Below are 18,521 nucleotides of genomic sequence, written 5' to 3'. Positions count from 1 at the left end.
TTCTGAGGTGAATTTTCTTTTACTTTTCATAACACTGCAATTTACTTAATTATTAATTTAGATTGCAGTCCATTTTGATGGGGTAACTATATAACGCTCTACGTCTTCCTTTGTGATCTCAGTAGGACTCATAATTGTCAATCTTTCGACGACGTTTCTAAGTTCTCTGATATTACCAGTCCATTCGGGCTCTTTCATTTTTTCTAAAGCTTCCTCAGTAATTTTAGTTTGAGGTTTTCCGTATTCACCAGCAATATCTTTTAAGAATTTCTGGATCAATAAAGGTATATCCTCTTTTCTGTCAGCAAGCGAAGGAACTTTAATTACGATTACACTCAAACGGTGGTAAAGGTCTTCTCTGAAATCGCCAGATTTGATCATGGCTTTCAAGTCCTTGTTGGTTGCCGCTACAACTCTAACATTGACTTTGATTTCCTTATCACCACCTACTCTTGTAATTCTGTTTTCCTGCAATGCTCTTAACACCTTAGCTTGAGCAGAAAGGCTCATGTCACCAATCTCATCCAAGAAAAGCGTACCTTCATTGGCTTGCTCAAACTTGCCTATACGTTGTTTGTGAGCCGATGTAAATGAGCCCTTTTCGTGACCGAATAATTCACTTTCGATCAACTCAGAAGGAATCGCCGCACAGTTTACCTCCACCAAAGATTGCTTTGATCTAGGACTTTTGCCGTGAATCCAGCGAGCTACTAATTCTTTACCAGCACCGTTAGGTCCTGTTACAAGCACTCTAGCTTCAGTAGGAGCAACTTTCTCAATGGTATCTTTCATATGCACCACTGCTTCAGATTCTCCAATAATATCGTATTTCTTAGCAACCTGCTTCTTCAATACTTTGGTTTGCTGTACCAAAGAAGATTTGTCCAAAGCATTTCTGATTGCTAGTAGAAGTCTATTTAAATCGGGTGGTTTTGAAATGAAATCAAAGGCACCTTTTTTAGTAGCATCAACAGCAATATCAATATTTGCATGTGCAGAGATCATTATAAATTGAGGAGCCTTTCCCATCTCCATTGCTTTTGTAAGTACTTCAATGCCATCTTTCTTAGGCATTTTCACATCACATAAAGCAACGTCATAGTTATTAACGACTAACTTTTCAAGAGCTTCTTCTCCATCCTTCGCTTCGTCAATATCGTAGTTTTCGAATTCTAATATTTCTCTCAGGGTATAACGAATACTTTGTTCGTCATCGATGATTAGAATTTTTTTTCCCATGATAGTTTTACTTAAAAATAATTATATGCTCTTAATTACCAGTTAACATCAACACAGTATTCATTACCCTCACAGCTTCCAAATTCAAAATCCATTTCTGAATCTTCAAAATGTTTTGCAAGGATATCCATCAGCTTTGCAGATTCCATTAATTGCAGCTCTTTTTTTCCAGTAGGAGATAAAATAGCTATTTCAAGACTTTGAGAAGAGATATTCTTTTGAAAATGTAAACATTGCTTTTCAAGATCTTCTATTAAGGAGGCTAAATCTGCTCCATAAGCGTTGAAATTTCTTCTCATTTCTAATCAAATTAATAAAAAATAACATCTAATTTGTTCTCAACGTCAAATATACATTATCTATGATTGTCTGAAGATTAAAATATGAAAAAAAATAAGTTTTAATTTAATTATTTATTAGCTTGTAATAGCAATAAAAACACATTATTTATCTTCAGGTCTATTTTGAAATGGATGAAATAATAGGAGTTAACTACTTATAATCACTATCTTATGAACAAAACTTATAAAAAACTATTACACCTCTATTCCAGAGCGGGCTTTGGGCTTACTAGAAGTAGAGCCGATCATTTACTTTCTAATAAAGATTTTGTTTCTCCCCTTCTTGATCTTTCACAATTGAAACCATTGGAGGTCGATCTGCCACCTTTAGAAGAAGGGATGCCAAACTATGGAGAGATGAAAATGATGTCAGCCGATGAGAAAAGGGAAAAACAAAAAACTAGAAATCAGAACACTCAGAAAGTGTTGCTGAACTGGATAGATCAAATGCAAACAGGAGAGTGCGATCTGGTAGAAAAAATGGCTTTGTTCTGGCATGGTCACTTCGCTTGTCGAATTCGTAATCCCTATATCGCTATTCAATATACAGATACACTGAGAATGAAAGGACTTGGAGATTTCAAATCACTGTTAATGGGAGTTTCTCAGTCGAGGGGTATGATTGATTATTTGCATTTGAAGCAGAATAATAAAAGAAAGCCCAATGAAGACTTTGCAAGAGAGTTGTGTGAGCTTTTCACTTTAGGGAGAGACAATGGCTATACCGAAGCAGATGTAAAGGAAATAGCAAGATGTTTTACAGGTTGGGTGTCAGACCGGAATCTTAATTTCAAAGTGGTCAATAAAAGGCATGACGATGGGGAGAAAACAGTTTTCGGTAAAACTGGAAATTTTGGAGGGGAGGATGTGATTGATTTAATCCTTGAAAAAAGAGAATGCGCCTACTTTATTTCACATAAAATCTATAAATATTTTGTGAATCCAGTTCCTGAAGAAAAAAGGGTGCAGGAAGTAGCGGATAAGCTATACGATACTAATTATGATATTGGTAAAACAATGGCCTATATCTTTAATTCTTCATGGTTTTATCAGGAGAAAAATATTGGGGTCAAGATCAAAAGCCCGATAGAATTGATGGTGACAATGAAGAAGCAATTTGATTTATCACCTAAAAACAGAAAGTCGTGGATGATCCTTCAGCGTAACCTTGATCAGGTACTTTACAACCCTCCAAATGTGGCTGGATGGCCTGGCGATAAAAGCTGGATAGATGCTTCAAGATTGGCACAACGTTTAAGACTTCCTTCAGCTTTATTGAATAATGGGGAAATACCATTGGCGTATAAAGAGGATTATGATCAAGATCCGATGGAAGATAGAAGGAGAATGAAACAGTACAGAAAATTTCAATGTGAGATTGACTGGGATAAGATCGAGAAAGAGCATTATGAAGATAAGAAATGCTCTTTAGTGGAATTGATGATAAGAGGAGAACTTTCTGATGAAGGAAAGCAATATATCTCCGAAAATCAATTGACCAATTTTAAAGATAAGATGATACAAATATTGTCTTTACCCGAATATCAACTTTGTTAATTTTTTGTGACTATGAACAGAAGAGATTTTATTAAAAATTCCTCATTTTTAACAGCAGGAACATTATTTACACCCATGTTTCTTCAACAGACATTGGGTGGTGATAAAGCTTCATTTGAAGGAAAAAGAGTAGTGATTATTCAGTTTTCAGGGGGAAATGATGGTTTGAATACTGTTGTTCCTTACTTGGATGATTTATACCATAAAGCTAGGCCTAATTTGTCGTTAAAGGCGTCTGATGTCATTAAATTGGACAATGATTTGGGTATCAATGGCAATATGAAAGGGATAGCAGATTTGTATGATAAAGGATACGTTTCTGTGATCAATAATGTAGGCTATCCGAATCCAAACCGTTCTCACTTCAGAAGTATGGACATATGGCATACAGCTTCTGATAGCGATGAATACATTCAAACTGGATGGCTTGGAAGATATCTCGATTCTTATTGCAAAAGTGTAGATTCAGTCATCGAATATGATAATACACTTTCATTAGCATTGAAAGGCGTAAATATGAAAGGTGTAGCTGTTGATCAGCCTTATACTTTTTATAATAGCTTGAAAGTAGGTCAATTTGATAAATTGGCAAAGGAAGTCAAAAAAGAATCACTTGACGAGCATAACAAGGGCTACCTTTATAAAACGCTTGCAGAAGCCAATCAATCTGCCGAATATATTTATGAGAAGAGCAAAATTTATAAATCCAAAATTGATTTTCCTAACTCTTATCTGGGCAAAAGTTTGAAAAGTATTTCAGAGTTGATCAAATCAGGAATTCATACCAAAGTATTTTATGCTTCATTGGGCGGTTTTGATACCCACGTAAATCAGAAAACGCAACAAAGTAGACTACTGAAAGATTATTCCGATTCAGTTGCGGCTTTTGTAAAAGAGCTGGAAAAGAGCGGTAATTTTGAAGATACTGTGATTATGACTTTTTCAGAGTTTGGCAGAAGAGTGTCCCAAAATGCCTCTAAAGGTACAGATCATGGAGCTGCGAATAATGTCTTTTTGATTGGTAAGGATCTGCAACAGAAAGGGATTGTGAATGAAAATCCTGATTTGTCAAATTTATATCAAGGAGATTTAATTTATTCCGTCGATTTTAGAAGTATTTACGCTGACCTTTTAGATCACTGGTTGAATGTTAGTAGTTCGGAAATTTTGTCAAAAAAGATTAATACCTTGAGACTGGTTTAAGTGATTAGTTGTTCATTTCTGAAATTATTACTTATTTGTAAAACATTTGCTAACAGCTATGATTACAGTTATGAATTGCAAAAAACAATTTTACATTTCGCTTCTCGCCATCATTTCCATCTTTTTTTCAAGTTGTGATGATACTTCAAAAGTAAATGTAGAAAAAGATTTATCCACGGCCATTGAATTCAATGCTCCAGCTTTTATTCCTGACGTCAAAAAACGTTTTGGGAATGATGTGGTTGCTGTTGATGAGATCAAGATAAATAGTGATGAAAAAGGTATTCTTTTGGAAGGAGAGGTGAAGCTGAAAAATGGTGAAACGGAAAAAAGAACAGTATCCCTTTCTAACCAAGAAATGGAAAAGATTGTAAAAAGTTTCACAAAAGATATTGATTTGAATGTCAATTGGACGATAGATGAAGAGGTGGATATAAATATATCACAATCTGATACATCGCGTACAAAAGTGATTAAAATAAATAAAACCGGAGAAACTGCTGAAGAAAAGCATGATCATTTATTTAGATCTGAAATTGAAAAAGCAGTGGCTGATGAATACGATGAAAAGGTGAAAAATATTAATTCAATGAATGTCTCTATAGATGATGACAAAACATACATTGAAGCTGATGTTACCCTTGAAAGTGGAGAAGTTGTGAAACAGGTCATTGAGAGAAATTCTGATGATGAGTTTAAAATGCAAGACGGTAAGAACGAAATCAAAATCAAAATGATTGAGATCGAAGAAAAATAATCCTTTTGAAGGAAGTGAAAAGGTGGCTTTATATCGATAAGGTCACCTTTTTTTATGTCAATTATTGAATAATGCAGCACAATAAACTTTTATGTAACTAATATGTTTAATTGTGAAAAAGAATTGATTATTTTTATAAAAAAGAATTAACAGATTAAATAAATCCTATGTTTAGAAAGATACAATCAAGTATATTTTCTTATTTTTTTACAATAGTAATCCTTGCCCTTTTTGTCTTAGTTGTTGTTGTAAATAGCATTCTGACGCGTTTCGAAAACAAAGCTGTAGAAGAAAGAATGGAAGATGTGACGTTGGCGATTGCTGATTATCTCAGTAAAACCGTTAACAATGAAGAGCGAACAGCAACGTTGCTTTCAGAAACTCTGAACGTGGAGGATATTATTGAAATAGATCAACTGTATTCAAGTATTACAGATAAGGAACTGACTTCAAAAGAATGGAAGAAGGTGCAAACGTCTTCTTTTTATCAGCAAAATAATGGCGACTCCCTTCAATCAGTATTGCAGTATTATCTGGATAAAACGGCAAAACGAAAGAAAAAGGTAATTCCGGTCTTGATTAATCACCTAGAACATTTCCAAAAGATAGCTGATGTTGAAGAGGTGATTTTAATGGATAAAGAAAAAATATTAGCTTCATCTAAAAGAAAAGAACTGACAGGAAAACCCATCAGTGGTGTAGGTTTAGAGGCTTTAAGCTTACCAAATCAAGTAAAGCTTTTGCAAAATAAGACAATGCAGTGGATTGATCTTGCTAATTTTCTGAATGTGGGTAAGAGAGTTTTTCTTCTTTCAAAAGTACCTCATACTAAAGGAAAATCGCATTACTTGCTTTATGTCTATGATGCGAGGAAATGGGATTTAAATGCTCAATTAAACAACGTAGAGAAATCTGAAACAGTAGATATTTATCTGATTGGTAAAGATGGGAAATTAAGATCCTCTATCAGGTCATTTAATAAAAACCCAAGTGAAGTGCTGTTGAGGTTATCTCAACAAGGGGTAAGTGAAAAAGAATTGAGCAAAGCCAAGAAAGAAAACTCTATTATTGGTCTATTAGAAGTGCCTGAAGAAATCACAATGATGAGTAATAACAACATTATGGCACTTTCTGAAGGAGTTTCAGTTAATGGCCTGAATGCAATTTTTATGACGCATTGGTTGAAAAGTGATGGAATTGATTGGAGAGTGGTTGTGGAATGGGGAAAAGATGAAGCTTTTGCGGAATGGTATAAAGTGAGGTTTTACCTCAATGCTTTGCTATTGATCATTGGTATTTTCTTTTTATTGGGGGTGATTTATGGAGGTAGAAGATTAGCGAAACCTATTTATGCTTTGAAAAATGCTTTAGATGATTTGGCAGAGAAGCCATTGACGTTCAATTATATGAATTTTGAGGAGAAAGGGATTACTAATGATATGCTCCAAAAAATGGATATCATTGGTTCTGAAGTGAAAAGACTTCATGAAGTACAAAGGGAAATGGAAAAAAAGCTTTCTGATAGTACAACAATCGTGAGTCAACAGCACAAACAGAATGAGTCTTTAACGTCAAAGGAACATCAACTTACCGCTGAGAATAAGGTTGCAAATGATAAAATTCTGGAACTAGAACAAGTCATAAACACGCATTATAAGTCAGTGAAGAAAACGCTGAAGTTAGGGATGTATGACAGCAGTCTTTATCATTTATCATTAGAAAGTTATTTCCATATTCATAAAGCGAAAGAAGAAATTTCGGGTGATTTTATCTGTACTTACGAAAGAGATAGCCGTGTTTTCTTCTTTTTGGGCGATACCGGAAAGGATAGTATCAAGGCTGCTTTGAGTAGAATGGTCATTACTTCTATTATCAATGAGGTGGTAAATGTGAAACGATTGGCATCTGCAAGTAGAATACTAGAGGCGATTCACAAAAATATTTTTGAGATTACAAAGTCAGAAAACTTGATCTTTGAGAAAGGAATCAAGCTTTCAGTTTGTGTTTGGGACCGTCAAAAGCAAATGCTTGAGTTTTCAGGTTTGAATCAAGCTATTTTTGTGCTTCGTGATGATAATTTTGAAGAACTTATTGGTGATGAATTAATAGGAGAAACTTACAATTCTGAAGGTCAATTTATTGCTAATACACATTATATTCCATTAAATAGGGTCAAAAATGCGTTATTATATTTGTTCTCAGATGGCATGATTCATCAAAATAATAATGAAGAAGAGTTGTTTACGCAAAAAAGACTAAAGGAATTACTGATTGATGTTCACTCTGAGGACCTCAATACACAGAAAGAATATATAGAGAAGACTTTTATAGAGTGGAAAGGAGAAGCTGATCAAAAGGATGATGCCTCAATATTGGGGCTTAAGCTGATTTGAATTGGGAATCCTTAGAATAATAGTTATCTTATAGCGGAGTAAAGTAAACTAACCAACGATTATGAATAATGGAAGTTTAAGAGGCCGAATTCTTACTGTATTTATCTCCTTTTCAGTATTATTCAGCTGTATCTCATTTATTACTTATAAATATATTCATAGAAGTGAGGAACTGGATCAGGTGAAAGCATGGTTAATGCATCTAGAAGTTAGTGTGTTAGATTTAATTAAAAGAGACGCTACTGATATTTCAAATGACCTTTCTTCAAACTACTATAACGAGATTTCTTTAAATGATTTTGTAAATAAAAGGAGTAACAGGGTTCACCTTGTTTCAGTGAGTATTGATAAATTACTGAATCATGATCAGATACAAGATTGGGAATTAGAACCTCACTTGCTGTTTATTGACAGCTTGATTGACCGTTATAATGCTCAGGTGGTTAATCTGATGGAAGCAAAAAAAGACTTGGGTTCTGATACAACTGGTTTGTATGGAAAGATGTATGCAAATGCCGAAGTGCTCAGTAAACTGAACAGTGTGAGTCATATGCAGCTTTTTGATCATATGCAGTTGAATGGGATGAAATATCTTTTAGATCCCAAAACTTCGTTTGTGCTTGAAATCAATAAATCTGCCGGACAATTACAGCAGGAACTTGAAATGCATCCTCAAAAAAATAAACATTTGATCAAAGCAGTGGATGATTATTTATCGGCTTATAATGAAATCGTTTTAATCTATTATAAGCTAGGTAAAACCAATACTGAAGGATTAAAGGGAAAATTAAACAGTACAGCTTCCTATATTGAGTCGGAGTTTGATTCATTGAGTACAGAAGTGTCAAGAAGATTTATTTCCTTGATGTGGAGGGTAAAGCTTTCCTATCTTTTGGTGTCATTAGCCGCTGTTTTGTTTACTGTGATCATAGGTTATTATACAGCCTCTCGCGTATCAATGCCTATCACTGTTTTGCAGGATAAAACACGTAAAATAATAGAAAATGGTTATGTTGCCAGAGGAGATGATGTTGATTTTAAAGAATTAAGAAAACCAACAAGGGAAGTAGCGGCACTGGCAGATTCATTTCAAGAGATGTATGAAATGATTCAAAATCAATTTGCGGAATTGGAACAAGGTAATCGTAAATTGAAGAGTTCTAAAAAGAAATTGATGGAAAGTAACAGAGTGAAAGATCAATTTTTCTCTATTATTTCCCATGACCTAAAAGGACCTATTAATACACAGATCGGATTCCTGAAATTATTGATGGAAAGATCGAATGCTTTTACGCCAGATGAGATTCAGAATTTATCAAAGGATATGCTGAATTCTATGAAAAACATGATGGCATTAATGGAAAACCTCCTTTCATGGTCAAGGTCTGCTTCTGATGCTATCAAATTTGATATTCAGAAAAATAATATATCTAAGATTATCAACAGAAATATCGATTTACTGCAGCCTAATGCAATCGACAAAAAGATCAAGTTGGTTTCAGAAGTAGAAGGAGATTATTTTGTTGAAATTGATAAAAACAGTATCGATTGCGTCATCAGAAATCTTTTGTCCAATGCATTGAAATTTACCTCTGCAAATGGTAAAGGAATGATAAGCGTTTCCGCAATGGAAAGAGGTGGGAAGTTGGAAGTAACGATTACGGATAATGGTATCGGTATGAATGAGGTAGAACTGAAAAAACTCATTGATCCAATGGTACAGTTCTCTAAGAAGGGTACTGCTAGAGAAAAAGGAGTTGGTTTAGGGATGATCCTTGTTCAGGACTTTGTAAAGAGAAATAATGCAAAACTCTTTATTGATTCTCAAGAAGGAATTGGAACCAGGTGTACCGTACTTTTTGACATCATGATAGAAGAGGAAGAAAATAAGACAATAAAGCAAGAGCAGCTATCCTAAGGATGCTGCTCTTTTGATTCTATCGTTAATCGCTCTGCCCAGACTTTCTTCTGGCATCCATTCGCTAAGAATAAACTGAGGACCAAGCTGATCTATTTCTCTTAAATATTTGAATAAATTCTGAGCGGCTTCTTTCAGATCACCATCTTTTGAAAGGACAAACTGTTTGTCTTCTGGAAGCTCATCAAATTTTGTTTTTAACGAAAGTGTAACCACATCTTTTCCTTTATGCTCTTCTAATAGGGCCTTAATGTCACCCAGTAAAAGTGTTGCATTAGGAGCATAATGTCTGTGCAACATTCCAGGAGCTTTTGGCTGAGAAGAAGATTGAGCATTGACCTTAACAGGACCAATTACTTTTTCAATTTCTTCAACTGGAATTCCTCCTTTTCTATAAATTGTAGGTACACCATCAGGAAAACCAACAATTGTTGACTCTACACCTACGTTGCAAGCTCCACCATCAAGAATATAAGGGATCAACTCACCTAATCCATCTTGTACGTGTTGTGCTGTTGTGGGGCTGATATACCCAAATTTATTGGCACTTGGCGCCGCTACAGGGAAATCAAGTGAAGCTAAAAGAGATAAAGTAAGCTCATGATTTGGAACACGAACAGCCACAGTATCTAATCCACTTGTGATAAGATCGTGAATCTGATCTGACTTAGGCAACACCATTGTCAAAGAGCCTGGCCAAAAAGCATCGGCTAATTTTTCGGCTTGTGGTGGCAGCTCAGAGATATAAGGTCTTAAACGTTCCAGCGAATTACTGTGAACAATAAGAGGATCAAAGCTAGGGCGTTCTTTTGCTTCAAAAATCATAGAAGCCGCCTTCTGATCCAGTGCATTGCCAGCAAGACCGTATACCGTTTCAGTGGGCAGTCCTATTAGTTGACCACTGTCTAATATTTCTTTTGCTTTCTCTATTGAATGATCAATTAAGGCCATCTTTATTTTTCTTTCTCTTTTTCAATTTCCTCAAAACCTACAAGCACTTCTTGCATTTCGAACCCTGTGTAAGCTTTTACACCTTTGATGAGGTACATCAAAGCACCCATCATCACGATGGTAGAAGGGATAGCGATGACAACCCAGCTCCATGCCGTCATTTGTCCGAGTTCTTTTGTGAATTCTACAGTATCAGAACTACTTTTTACAATCACTTTTGCTAAAATATAGTTCAATGCAGAAGACAAAAAGAAAGAGCCTGCCAACATGAAAGATGTATTTTTTAAGCGCTTCTCAAAAAGTTCGCCTGTATTTCTGAATTTTAACTGTGTCTCAATTTTTTTAACATCCAAGAAGTTCTCATTATATAATAATTTCTGTACTAGAGGATATTTCGTAAAAGTTGAGACAAAAACAATCACTCCAATCACACCAGGAATCATTGCCTCTTTTATTGCAATATACTCAGCAGGTAAATGCAGAAGTTTAATCCCTCCCGTTAGTGCTACATTAAATAAACCTAATACAGCAATGATACTGATGTCCTTTCGGGCCACAAAATCATAGATACCGTATACAAGAGGAAAAGCAATGGCAATAAGCACTGAATATAAATCTCCTAAGTACTCAGGATCACTCAACTTGCTCATCACAAGTGAAGGAATAACAATATTTAATAAGAGACTTACTACGGGTGATTCCTTTTTCTTTTGTTTTTTTTCTAATTGCATTTTTTTGAGGTATGAAGTTTGTTTACTTCTTTATATTGAAATAAAATCTCACAAAGATACAGAATAAAAAAACCATTGAAAATACGCATTGTGAATAGTCGTCAAATTTTACTTTTTTTACTCCTATTTTTTAGTGCAATAGGAGCAAATGCTCAGTCACAGTTCCCACCTTCATTTGATTTGGAGGGAGACGAGCGTTTTCCAAGCATAACTTCCGATGGAAAAGTACTTCTTTTTGCAAGAGAAACGAAAGAAGGATTTACATTCCACCTGTCAAACAAAATTGATGGTAAATTTATGCCACCTACTTCTTTGGTGTTGCCTAAAGACCTTCCTTACCCTACAGGACCGATGATCAGTTATGATGGCCGTTGGATTTATTTTTCGGCAAAAGGGAAAAATTCTGGGAGTGATATTTACAGAATGAAACGATGGGGACGCCGATTAGGGAAACCTCAAAAAATAGAAGGAAAGGTAAATACAAGTGGCTATGAAATGTATCCTTCTTTGACAAAGGATGGAAAAGGACTGTATTTTTCTCGTTTAAATAACGTCTCAGATCCTACAGATTTGAAGTATGCGTTGTACTATTCAGAACTAGATAAAGATGGGAAATGGGGAGAACCTGTACAGCTTCCAGAAGGAATTAATTTATACAGTGAGAAAGAACCAAGAATTCTTCCTGATAGTAAAACGTTGATGTTTACCTCAAAAATCAGTGATGAGAGTTTTGATTATGATGTGATGATGGCCAAAAAGAATGACGACGGCACATGGTCAGATCCTGAACCTGTTTTATCCATCAATCAGAGTAAGTTGAATCATCCACCTTGTATAGATGGTGTGAGTCAGAAAGCGTATTTTTCAAAGGATGGAAAATTAATGGAGATTCCTTTGAATAAAGTAATAGAGGTGAAAACTGAAGTGAAGAAGGAAGTTGCATTAAGTAGAAATACAGACAGTGCTACTGAAGCTGATGAAACAAAAAAAGAGGAAACATCTCCATCTAAAAAACCTTCAAAAGTTTCTTCCTTCTCAGATTTAGGTTTTGATATCAAAGATTTTGTACCAGAACCAAAGTATAAAGCTATCATCATAGGGATCAATGCGTACAATGATGGGAAAATTGCCAGTTTGGACAATCCTGAAAAAGATGCCGCTTCATTGGAAGAAATATTGACGACGTATTACGCTTTCGAAAAAGAGGATGTGAAATTGTTATTGAGCCCAACAAGAGAGAACTTGATAGAGACTTTTGATGCAATGATGGAGGAGTCGACTGAAAATGATCATATTCTGATTTTCTATGCAGGTCATGGTCATTGGGATCAAAGACGTAAGGCAGGGTATTGGTTGCCATCAGATGCTAAAGCAAAAAGTACAGCAAATTGGGTGAGAAACTCAACGATAAAAGAATATGTAGCGTCATTTAAAGCAAAGCACGTATTATTGATTTCAGATGCTTGTTTCTCCGGTTCAATTTTTAAAACAAGAGCGGCTTTCGATGGGGCAGATAAGTCTATTAAAGCGTTAGAAGAACTTCCTTCAAGAAAAGCCATGACTTCAGGAACGTTGAAAGAAGTGCCGGATGAAAGTGTTTTTGTGAAATATCTTCAGAAGAGATTGATTAGTAATCAAGAGAAATACATCAGTGCTAGATCATTGTTTGATAGCTTTAGAGTAGCGGTCATGAACAATAGTGAAAACGTACCGCAGTTTGGTGTGATCAATCAAACTGGTGATGAAGGAGGAGGGTTTATCTTTATCAGAAAATAATATCATTTTGACAGTAGATGAAACGTAAAAATTGTTTGAAATCTTGAGGTAATAGCTGTCATTGAAAATGAATAATGAACCGATGCGAATGAAAAATTTAAATTCATTTAGCATCGGTTCATTTTTTTTGTTACATTTAAAAAGTGAATAAACATTCTTTTAATACACTTAATTAAACACAAATTATGACTGATTCTCAACAAGATTTTATCGAAGGCGTTTGGCTTACGGGCTTGAAAGATGCACACGTTGCCATTGAAATTGATGATGCTGGAAAAGCACAAGGACGAATAGTGTGGATGGAAAGAGATAAAGAGGAAGATGGAGGTCCAAGGATTGATAAATTGAATCCTGATAAGTCTTTAAGAGAACGTTTATTGGAAGATATGTATATTCTGACGGATTTTGAATACAAAGGAAACGGCACTTGGGAAAGTGGTGAAGTCTATGATCCAGATTCGGGAAAAACCTATAGTGGCAGTATTCAAAGTACAGGACCAAATGTTCTTAAAATGAGAGGCTATGTTGGGATCAAGCTTTTTGGTAGAACAGAACTTTGGACGAGAGTGAATGATTAATTTTTTTATATAAACCGATGAATTAGAAAAAGAGGGAGCATTATTGTGATTTATTTTGTTCTATAGATAGAACTGCTCAATTGCTTTATTTTTATACTTTTCATCAACATAAACAACACCTATACACTATGGCATCAGATGCTTTTAAAGACGCACAAGTAAGAGTCAATCAATTATCAGAGAGACCATCAAATGATGATCTATTAAAACTGTATGCTTTTTATAAGCAAGCAACAGAAGGAGACGTGAACACAGAAAGACCAGGAGGTTTTGATTTTAAAGGAAATGCGAAATGGGATGCATGGAAAAAAATTGAAGGTACTTCTGCGGATTCTGCGGAGTCGCAATATATCACACTTGTAAATCAATTGGAGGGTTAGTTAATTCTCTTCTAAAATACAAACACAAAAAAAAGTGAGGTCGTTACAGCCTCACTTTTTTTATATCTCAGGTGAATTTAAGCAATCATGCCACTGCCTTTTGAGGGGCTTTTGGCAAAGCTTAATCCAGATTTCATCATGCTGTTTCCACGGTCAGCAACCCTTTTATCTCCAGGGCCTTCTTTGTTTACAATTTCTTGTATTACTTCTCTTTCATCAATCAAAGCCAATTGTTCATAAGAAGCATATCCTCTTTTACGGGCAATAGTATTAATCGCATCAGAGAACATTTGTCCTGTTTTGACAATCCATTTATTTACCGTCATGTCGATAGCAAAACCTAATCCCATGGCAGAATTAATAAAATCGGTCAACGGAACAGTACTAGATCTAAAACCACTAGTCTGAATATTCAGTTTGATACCCAAAGCTGGTTTAGCATAAGCCTTTACCGATTGCTCGATTTGTGCCTTAATCAAATCAGGATGGAAGGCCGCTCTGATAAATGGACCATATAACTGATGATCTCCACGGAGTGCTTTTTCAGCTTCAATCCCTTTTAAAGTTTGTCCATTAGGGAATTGAATAATCAGTTCACCTTGATGAATATCGTTATTTCTTGTGGTATAAGTCACATCAATACCTGCCGATTGGAAGATTGCCTTAAATAATGCCGGCTGACTTACTTTCATTCTTGCAATAACCGGTGCCAAACCTCTTCCACCACCTGCAAATTGAATAAAGCCATAAGAGAAAAATGCTTTGTCGTAGCTATTAATAGCATCAAAATTACCTTCATGACTAGAAACAACTTGCATTGCTTGTGCGAGAGTAGTTGATAAACCAACATCCGTATATACTTTAAGAGGTACATTGGATGGTAATGATTTCCCGACATAACCGACTCCATCATAATACTGATTATAACCGCTTCTTACAAAGTTGGTAAACTCAGCCACTTCTGTATTTCCGGTAATTGGATGAGGGAATTGGAGTTTGAACTTCGTGAATTCTCTTAAGAATTTAAAAGTGATATCATTAGGTTGAATCTCTCCATATTTGAAGACATTGGTACCCATCATTTGAACCCTTGCAGGTGATTCTACCCACCAATTCAATCTATATTTATTCTGAAGGTTTTTGATAGCAGCCAGTGTCTTAGGAATTGCATTTCCTGGAACTGAACCTCCATATCTTTGAGCAAGAGACTGAGCATTTTCATTATGAATGCTAGATAAACTGCCCAGTTGAACCAAACGTTGTTGAACCGTATGCACATCATCTGCCGCCATTTTATAACTGCTGCCAATTGCTCCTGTTAAACCACGAGCTAAAATGCTTTTCCCGTCTACTTTACTCAATTGGTAAATACTACGTCCTTGTTGGCCTCGGATTGAATTTGTAGTACCTTGAGAAGTGTTGGATTGTTGTGAAGTAGAAGGAATCATCAACTGTTGCCCGACATAAATTCGACCTTGTGGTAACTTGTTAGCTGCCACTAATGCCTGAGGTGTAATATTGAATTTCTTAGCAATTTTAGAAATATAGTCACCCGATTGTACGGTGTAAACTCTATAGTTTGTAGTTGGTGCAGGTGGAGTGGGAGTCGGGCGAACTACCGGTGGAGGCGTAATAGGATCGACAGGTTTTGCGTTTGATTTTGAAGGCATTTTTAAAGTTTGCCCAATGTAAATCGTAGCATCAATTGCCATATTATTAGCCGCCAATATTTCAGCGGGGCTACATCCATATTTTCGCCCAATAGCATAAAGTGATTCACCCCTCTGTACTGTATGAGTTTTAACCGTTTCATTTGGAGTAGGAGTGGAGACTTCTGGGGAAACCTTTGGTACACCTTTTACTTTTAATTCTTGCCCAATATAAATAGGAGTACTAGCATCCATTCCATTCAAGGCTAGAATTTGCTGTGGACTAAGGCCTACTTTTCTTGAAATTTGATATAAAGTATCTCCTTGTTGTACGGTATATACAATTTTCTCTTGAGGAGTAGGAGTACTTGTAACTGTTGTATTATTTGAAGGTGTGGAAGTAGGCTTAGATGCTGACGGTATAGTCAATTCTTGTCCAATATAGATAGGAGCATTTTTACCTAATCCATTTTCTTCCAAAATTGCTTGAGGAGTGGTATTGTATTTTCTTGAAATAGCATACAGTGATTCCCCCTGAGTGACTGTATGTGTCTTCTGTCCAGAATTACTTACCGGTTTAGGTGAAGGTGTAACTGTGGTTGTACTTGTGCTTGTACTTTGGTTTGAACTACCGCTTGATGGAATATTCAAAACCTGTCCTATGTACAATCCATCTGAAGGGCTCAGACCATTTAAAGTCAAAATTTCTGAAGGACTCACACCGTATTTTCTGCCAATAGCATATAGCGAATCACCTTTTGCTACTGTATAGGTATTCGAAGAATTAGAAGAACTAGGTGCGGGCGTATTGTTGGTTACTTTCCCTACGATGATTTCTTGCCCAATTTGCAAAGGAGGAGGACTTGACCATCCATTTAAAGCTAATATTTCTTGGGTTGATATATTATTCTTTCTTGAAATACCATATAAAGTATCTCCTGCGACTACCGTATATTTCATAAATGCAATATGTTTTTGCTTATTTTTCTCTTTGGTTGATAAGGTAATTTATCTTTGATAAGATGTAACTCCTCTCTAGCGTAAACCAATATTTTTTTTGAGTTACAATCAATATTTAGCTAAAAATCATAAAATTCACATTTAAACGTTATGATCTAATTCAGCCTTGTCGAAAAATCTTACGTAAGTATTATTCTTCCATCAAAAATTCCTACATTGTTTATACAAACACTTATAATACTCATTTTTTATTCAATTTAATCAACATTATTTTGATTCGGTAAAAAATGGAACAGTTTAATACGGTAATTATGAAATACATTTTCATTTTTTATTTTTTATTAGGTTTCGTTTTAACTTCCCACGCCCAAAGTGACAAAAAACTCCAAAAACTTTTAAATAAAGGGAAGTATGATAAAGTGATGGCACAGGGAATGAAAGCACATCAGAAGAAATACAACGAAGCTTATCCTTTTAAATATATGAGTTGGGCTTGCTGGTTTAAAGCACAGTCTTTTCCTAAGTTTTCCGATGCTCAATGGAAGTATCTTCAGAGATCAATTGAGCATTATATAAGGTATGATAAATTAAAATCTACATCAGAGAAACCGTTAGCTACTTTAGAAGGAAAACTGACATTGTTCTTGACAGAATTTAGCAAAAAAGCATTGGAGGACGAGAATGATGTTTTATTAAGTGAGATCAATCAGTTGAGTAAAAATGTTTTTGCTTTAGAAATAAATGAAACAACTTCTGATGTGAAAGTGGGTTCTGTGAAAGAAGACAAAGAATCATTTTCACCTTTTTCATTCACTTATCAAGAAGGGAACTATGAGACTTTTTTTAAAGCTGAAAATATAAATATACCGCCTTATCTGATAGCCAAAAAAGCAGATGATTATATTGGCGTACCTTATAAATATGCAAAAGTAAATCCTTATGAAGGCTTTGACTGTTCGGGTTTTGTACTGTATGTCTACAAGCAATTTGGAGTGGAATTTCCACACAACACCAAAAGAATAGCAATGCTTGGAAAAACAATCACACTTGAAAATGCTCAAGAAGGAGATATTGTTTGTTTTGGTTCCAATAACTCAGACGATTATCAATCTATATCTCATCTAGGGATGATCTATAAAGTCGAAAATGATCAGGTGAAGATGATTCACTGTGGCACAAGTACAGGAGTTATTGTAGCTCCCCTAACGGATGGGTATTGGAAATCGAGGCCATTTTTCATCAAACGCCTTCTTACGTTGGAACAGGAGCGCATGTTGAGATAAAAAAAAGCCCACCATAAGTGGTGAGCTTTTACGTAAATTACTGTGTGTTTTCTTTCGAGGAATAACCCTCATACATAGTGCTTACATTAAACTATTGTAAGATCTAACCAATCAATAATTAAAAGTATTATCAAGTAACGAAAAAATTAGAGTGTTAAATTTTATTTTTGTAATACTATTACAAACTGATTGATTAATAGGTCTTAAAATCTCTACTTGGGCAATGGAGAGGGCATAATTTACACCCTCCCATTGCAGCAGTAAAAGTGATAGTGTACAATAAGATAATAGTAAAACTGGGGTAAAAATGAGTCGTTAATTGGCAGTTGCCAATTCCATTTATATTTCTTTATGATAGGTTGGGATTATTAAAATCAGTTATTCTCAGTGCTAATCAATTTGTAGTCGCTGTTGGTAATAACTGTTAATTGATGTGTTGTGGTTTAATGAACGGCATGTTTTAAAAAAGGTTGTAAATATTTTTAAATTTTATTTTTTGAAGCTCTTTTGAATGGAGCTGAAGTAGTATTTACCTCTTTTTTTCAGAGAAAACCAATAAATATCATATAACTATTCCAAGATGAATATTTAATTATTTTAATAAATTGTACTTTTTGTATAAAATATATGTATTTTCTATGAAAGTGGATTTTTTTTTAATTTTCTCTATCCAAACTTTATTTATCTGGGTTGGTTTGACATGATTTATAAAAAGTAACCATGAATTACCTTCTCATCTGCTCTTCAATTTTTATGAAAAAAGTAGATTTAAGTAGTTGTACAATTAAAATTGGTTAGACTATCT

14 protein-coding genes are annotated in these 18,521 nt (G+C 35.0%); 9 read left to right on the top strand and 5 right to left on the bottom strand.

The genetic code is table 11. The features are described from left to right. Positions 1–57 precede the first annotated feature (57 nt). Both HHU12_RS26010 and HHU12_RS26005 read right to left on the bottom strand, forming a co-directional pair. Positions 58–1,239 (bottom strand): sigma-54-dependent transcriptional regulator, encoded by a 1,182-nt coding sequence (locus tag HHU12_RS26010; RefSeq protein WP_169659664.1) that lies wholly within the window; start codon positions 1,237–1,239, stop codon positions 58–60. Positions 1,240–1,274: 35 nt separating this feature from the next. Continuing rightward, positions 1,275–1,538, bottom strand: coding sequence for a hypothetical protein (locus HHU12_RS26005; protein WP_169659663.1), 264 nt, complete (start codon positions 1,536–1,538; stop codon positions 1,275–1,277). A gap of 213 nt (positions 1,539–1,751) precedes the next feature. Here HHU12_RS26005 and HHU12_RS26000 point away from each other — a divergent pair, with 213 nt between their 5' ends. The 5 genes from HHU12_RS26000 (at position 1,752) to HHU12_RS25980 (ending at position 9,408) form a co-directional block, all read left to right on the top strand. Then, complete coding sequence (locus HHU12_RS26000) at positions 1,752–3,137, top strand: DUF1800 domain-containing protein (protein WP_169659662.1); 1,386 nt, start codon at positions 1,752–1,754, stop codon at positions 3,135–3,137. A gap of 12 nt (positions 3,138–3,149) precedes the next feature. Continuing rightward, entirely contained in the window at positions 3,150–4,340 is a 1,191-nt protein-coding gene (locus HHU12_RS25995; RefSeq protein WP_169659661.1) for a DUF1501 domain-containing protein, read from the top strand. Positions 4,341–4,410: 70 nt separating this feature from the next. Then, complete coding sequence (locus HHU12_RS25990) at positions 4,411–5,097, top strand: hypothetical protein (RefSeq protein WP_169659660.1); 687 nt, start codon at positions 4,411–4,413, stop codon at positions 5,095–5,097. A gap of 167 nt (positions 5,098–5,264) precedes the next feature. Further along, entirely contained in the window at positions 5,265–7,490 is a 2,226-nt protein-coding gene (locus tag HHU12_RS25985; RefSeq protein ID WP_169659659.1) for a PP2C family protein-serine/threonine phosphatase, read from the top strand. A gap of 61 nt (positions 7,491–7,551) precedes the next feature. After that, a complete protein-coding gene (locus tag HHU12_RS25980) occupies positions 7,552–9,408 on the top strand; it encodes a sensor histidine kinase (protein WP_169659658.1) in 1,857 nt (618 codons plus the stop codon). Here the strand turns inward: HHU12_RS25980 and HHU12_RS25975 are convergent. Both HHU12_RS25975 and HHU12_RS25970 read right to left on the bottom strand, forming a co-directional pair. Continuing rightward, entirely contained in the window at positions 9,400–10,359 is a 960-nt protein-coding gene (locus HHU12_RS25975) for an L-threonylcarbamoyladenylate synthase (RefSeq protein ID WP_169659657.1), read from the bottom strand. The genes HHU12_RS25980 and HHU12_RS25975 overlap by 9 nt on opposite strands. 2 nt (positions 10,360–10,361) lie before the next feature. Then, on the bottom strand, positions 10,362–11,090 hold the full coding sequence (locus HHU12_RS25970; protein ID WP_169659656.1) for a VC0807 family protein: 729 nt from the start codon (positions 11,088–11,090) through the stop codon (positions 10,362–10,364). A gap of 90 nt (positions 11,091–11,180) precedes the next feature. Between HHU12_RS25970 and HHU12_RS35860 the strand changes: the two genes are divergently transcribed. The 3 genes from HHU12_RS35860 to HHU12_RS25955 all read left to right on the top strand — a co-directional run bounded on the left by HHU12_RS35860 (position 11,181) and on the right by HHU12_RS25955 (position 13,824). Then, the gene (locus tag HHU12_RS35860) at positions 11,181–12,866 is read left to right on the top strand and encodes a caspase family protein (RefSeq protein ID WP_169659655.1); all 1,686 of its coding nucleotides are present in this window, start codon (positions 11,181–11,183) and stop codon (positions 12,864–12,866) included. 185 nt (positions 12,867–13,051) lie between these two features. Then, entirely contained in the window at positions 13,052–13,444 is a 393-nt protein-coding gene (locus tag HHU12_RS25960) for a DUF2147 domain-containing protein (protein WP_169659654.1), read from the top strand. Positions 13,445–13,572: 128 nt separating this feature from the next. Next, on the top strand, positions 13,573–13,824 hold the full coding sequence (locus tag HHU12_RS25955; protein ID WP_169659653.1) for an acyl-CoA-binding protein: 252 nt from the start codon (positions 13,573–13,575) through the stop codon (positions 13,822–13,824). 77 nt (positions 13,825–13,901) lie between these two features. Here the strand turns inward: HHU12_RS25955 and HHU12_RS25950 are convergent, their stop codons facing one another. Then, positions 13,902–16,433, bottom strand: coding sequence for a muramidase family protein (locus HHU12_RS25950; protein WP_169659652.1), 2,532 nt, complete (start codon positions 16,431–16,433; stop codon positions 13,902–13,904). A 287-nt stretch (positions 16,434–16,720) separates the two neighbouring features. Between HHU12_RS25950 and HHU12_RS25945 the strand changes: the two genes are divergently transcribed. Beyond that, positions 16,721–17,716, top strand: coding sequence for a C40 family peptidase (locus tag HHU12_RS25945; RefSeq protein ID WP_169659651.1), 996 nt, complete (start codon positions 16,721–16,723; stop codon positions 17,714–17,716). Positions 17,717–18,521: the final 805 nt, after the last annotated feature.

It is taken from the genome of Flammeovirga aprica JL-4, assembly GCF_012844305.1.
Taxonomy (GTDB): Bacteria; Bacteroidota; Bacteroidia; order Cytophagales; family Flammeovirgaceae; genus Flammeovirga; species Flammeovirga aprica.
Note: the sequence above shows the minus strand (reverse complement) of the source record. Positions and strands in the feature narration are given on the sequence as shown.

Bases quoted from the DNA above. Each gene is read 5' to 3' on its own strand.
- HHU12_RS26010 (WP_169659664.1), bottom strand. From the start codon at position 1,239: ATGGGAAAAAAAATTCTAATCATCGATGACGAACAAAGTATTCGTTAT.
- HHU12_RS26005 (WP_169659663.1), bottom strand. From the start codon at position 1,538: ATGAGAAGAAATTTCAACGCTTATGGAGCAGATTTAGCCTCCTTAATA.
- HHU12_RS26000 (WP_169659662.1), top strand. From the start codon at position 1,752: ATGAACAAAACTTATAAAAAACTATTACACCTCTATTCCAGAGCGGGC.
- HHU12_RS25995 (WP_169659661.1), top strand. From the start codon at position 3,150: ATGAACAGAAGAGATTTTATTAAAAATTCCTCATTTTTAACAGCAGGA.
- HHU12_RS25990 (WP_169659660.1), top strand. From the start codon at position 4,411: ATGAATTGCAAAAAACAATTTTACATTTCGCTTCTCGCCATCATTTCC.
- HHU12_RS25985 (WP_169659659.1), top strand. From the start codon at position 5,265: ATGTTTAGAAAGATACAATCAAGTATATTTTCTTATTTTTTTACAATA.
- HHU12_RS25980 (WP_169659658.1), top strand. From the start codon at position 7,552: ATGAATAATGGAAGTTTAAGAGGCCGAATTCTTACTGTATTTATCTCC.
- HHU12_RS25975 (WP_169659657.1), bottom strand. From the start codon at position 10,359: ATGGCCTTAATTGATCATTCAATAGAGAAAGCAAAAGAAATATTAGAC.
- HHU12_RS25970 (WP_169659656.1), bottom strand. From the start codon at position 11,090: ATGCAATTAGAAAAAAAACAAAAGAAAAAGGAATCACCCGTAGTAAGT.
- HHU12_RS25960 (WP_169659654.1), top strand. From the start codon at position 13,052: ATGACTGATTCTCAACAAGATTTTATCGAAGGCGTTTGGCTTACGGGC.
- HHU12_RS25955 (WP_169659653.1), top strand. From the start codon at position 13,573: ATGGCATCAGATGCTTTTAAAGACGCACAAGTAAGAGTCAATCAATTA.
- HHU12_RS25950 (WP_169659652.1), bottom strand. From the start codon at position 16,433: ATGAAATATACGGTAGTCGCAGGAGATACTTTATATGGTATTTCAAGA.
- HHU12_RS25945 (WP_169659651.1), top strand. From the start codon at position 16,721: ATGGAACAGTTTAATACGGTAATTATGAAATACATTTTCATTTTTTAT.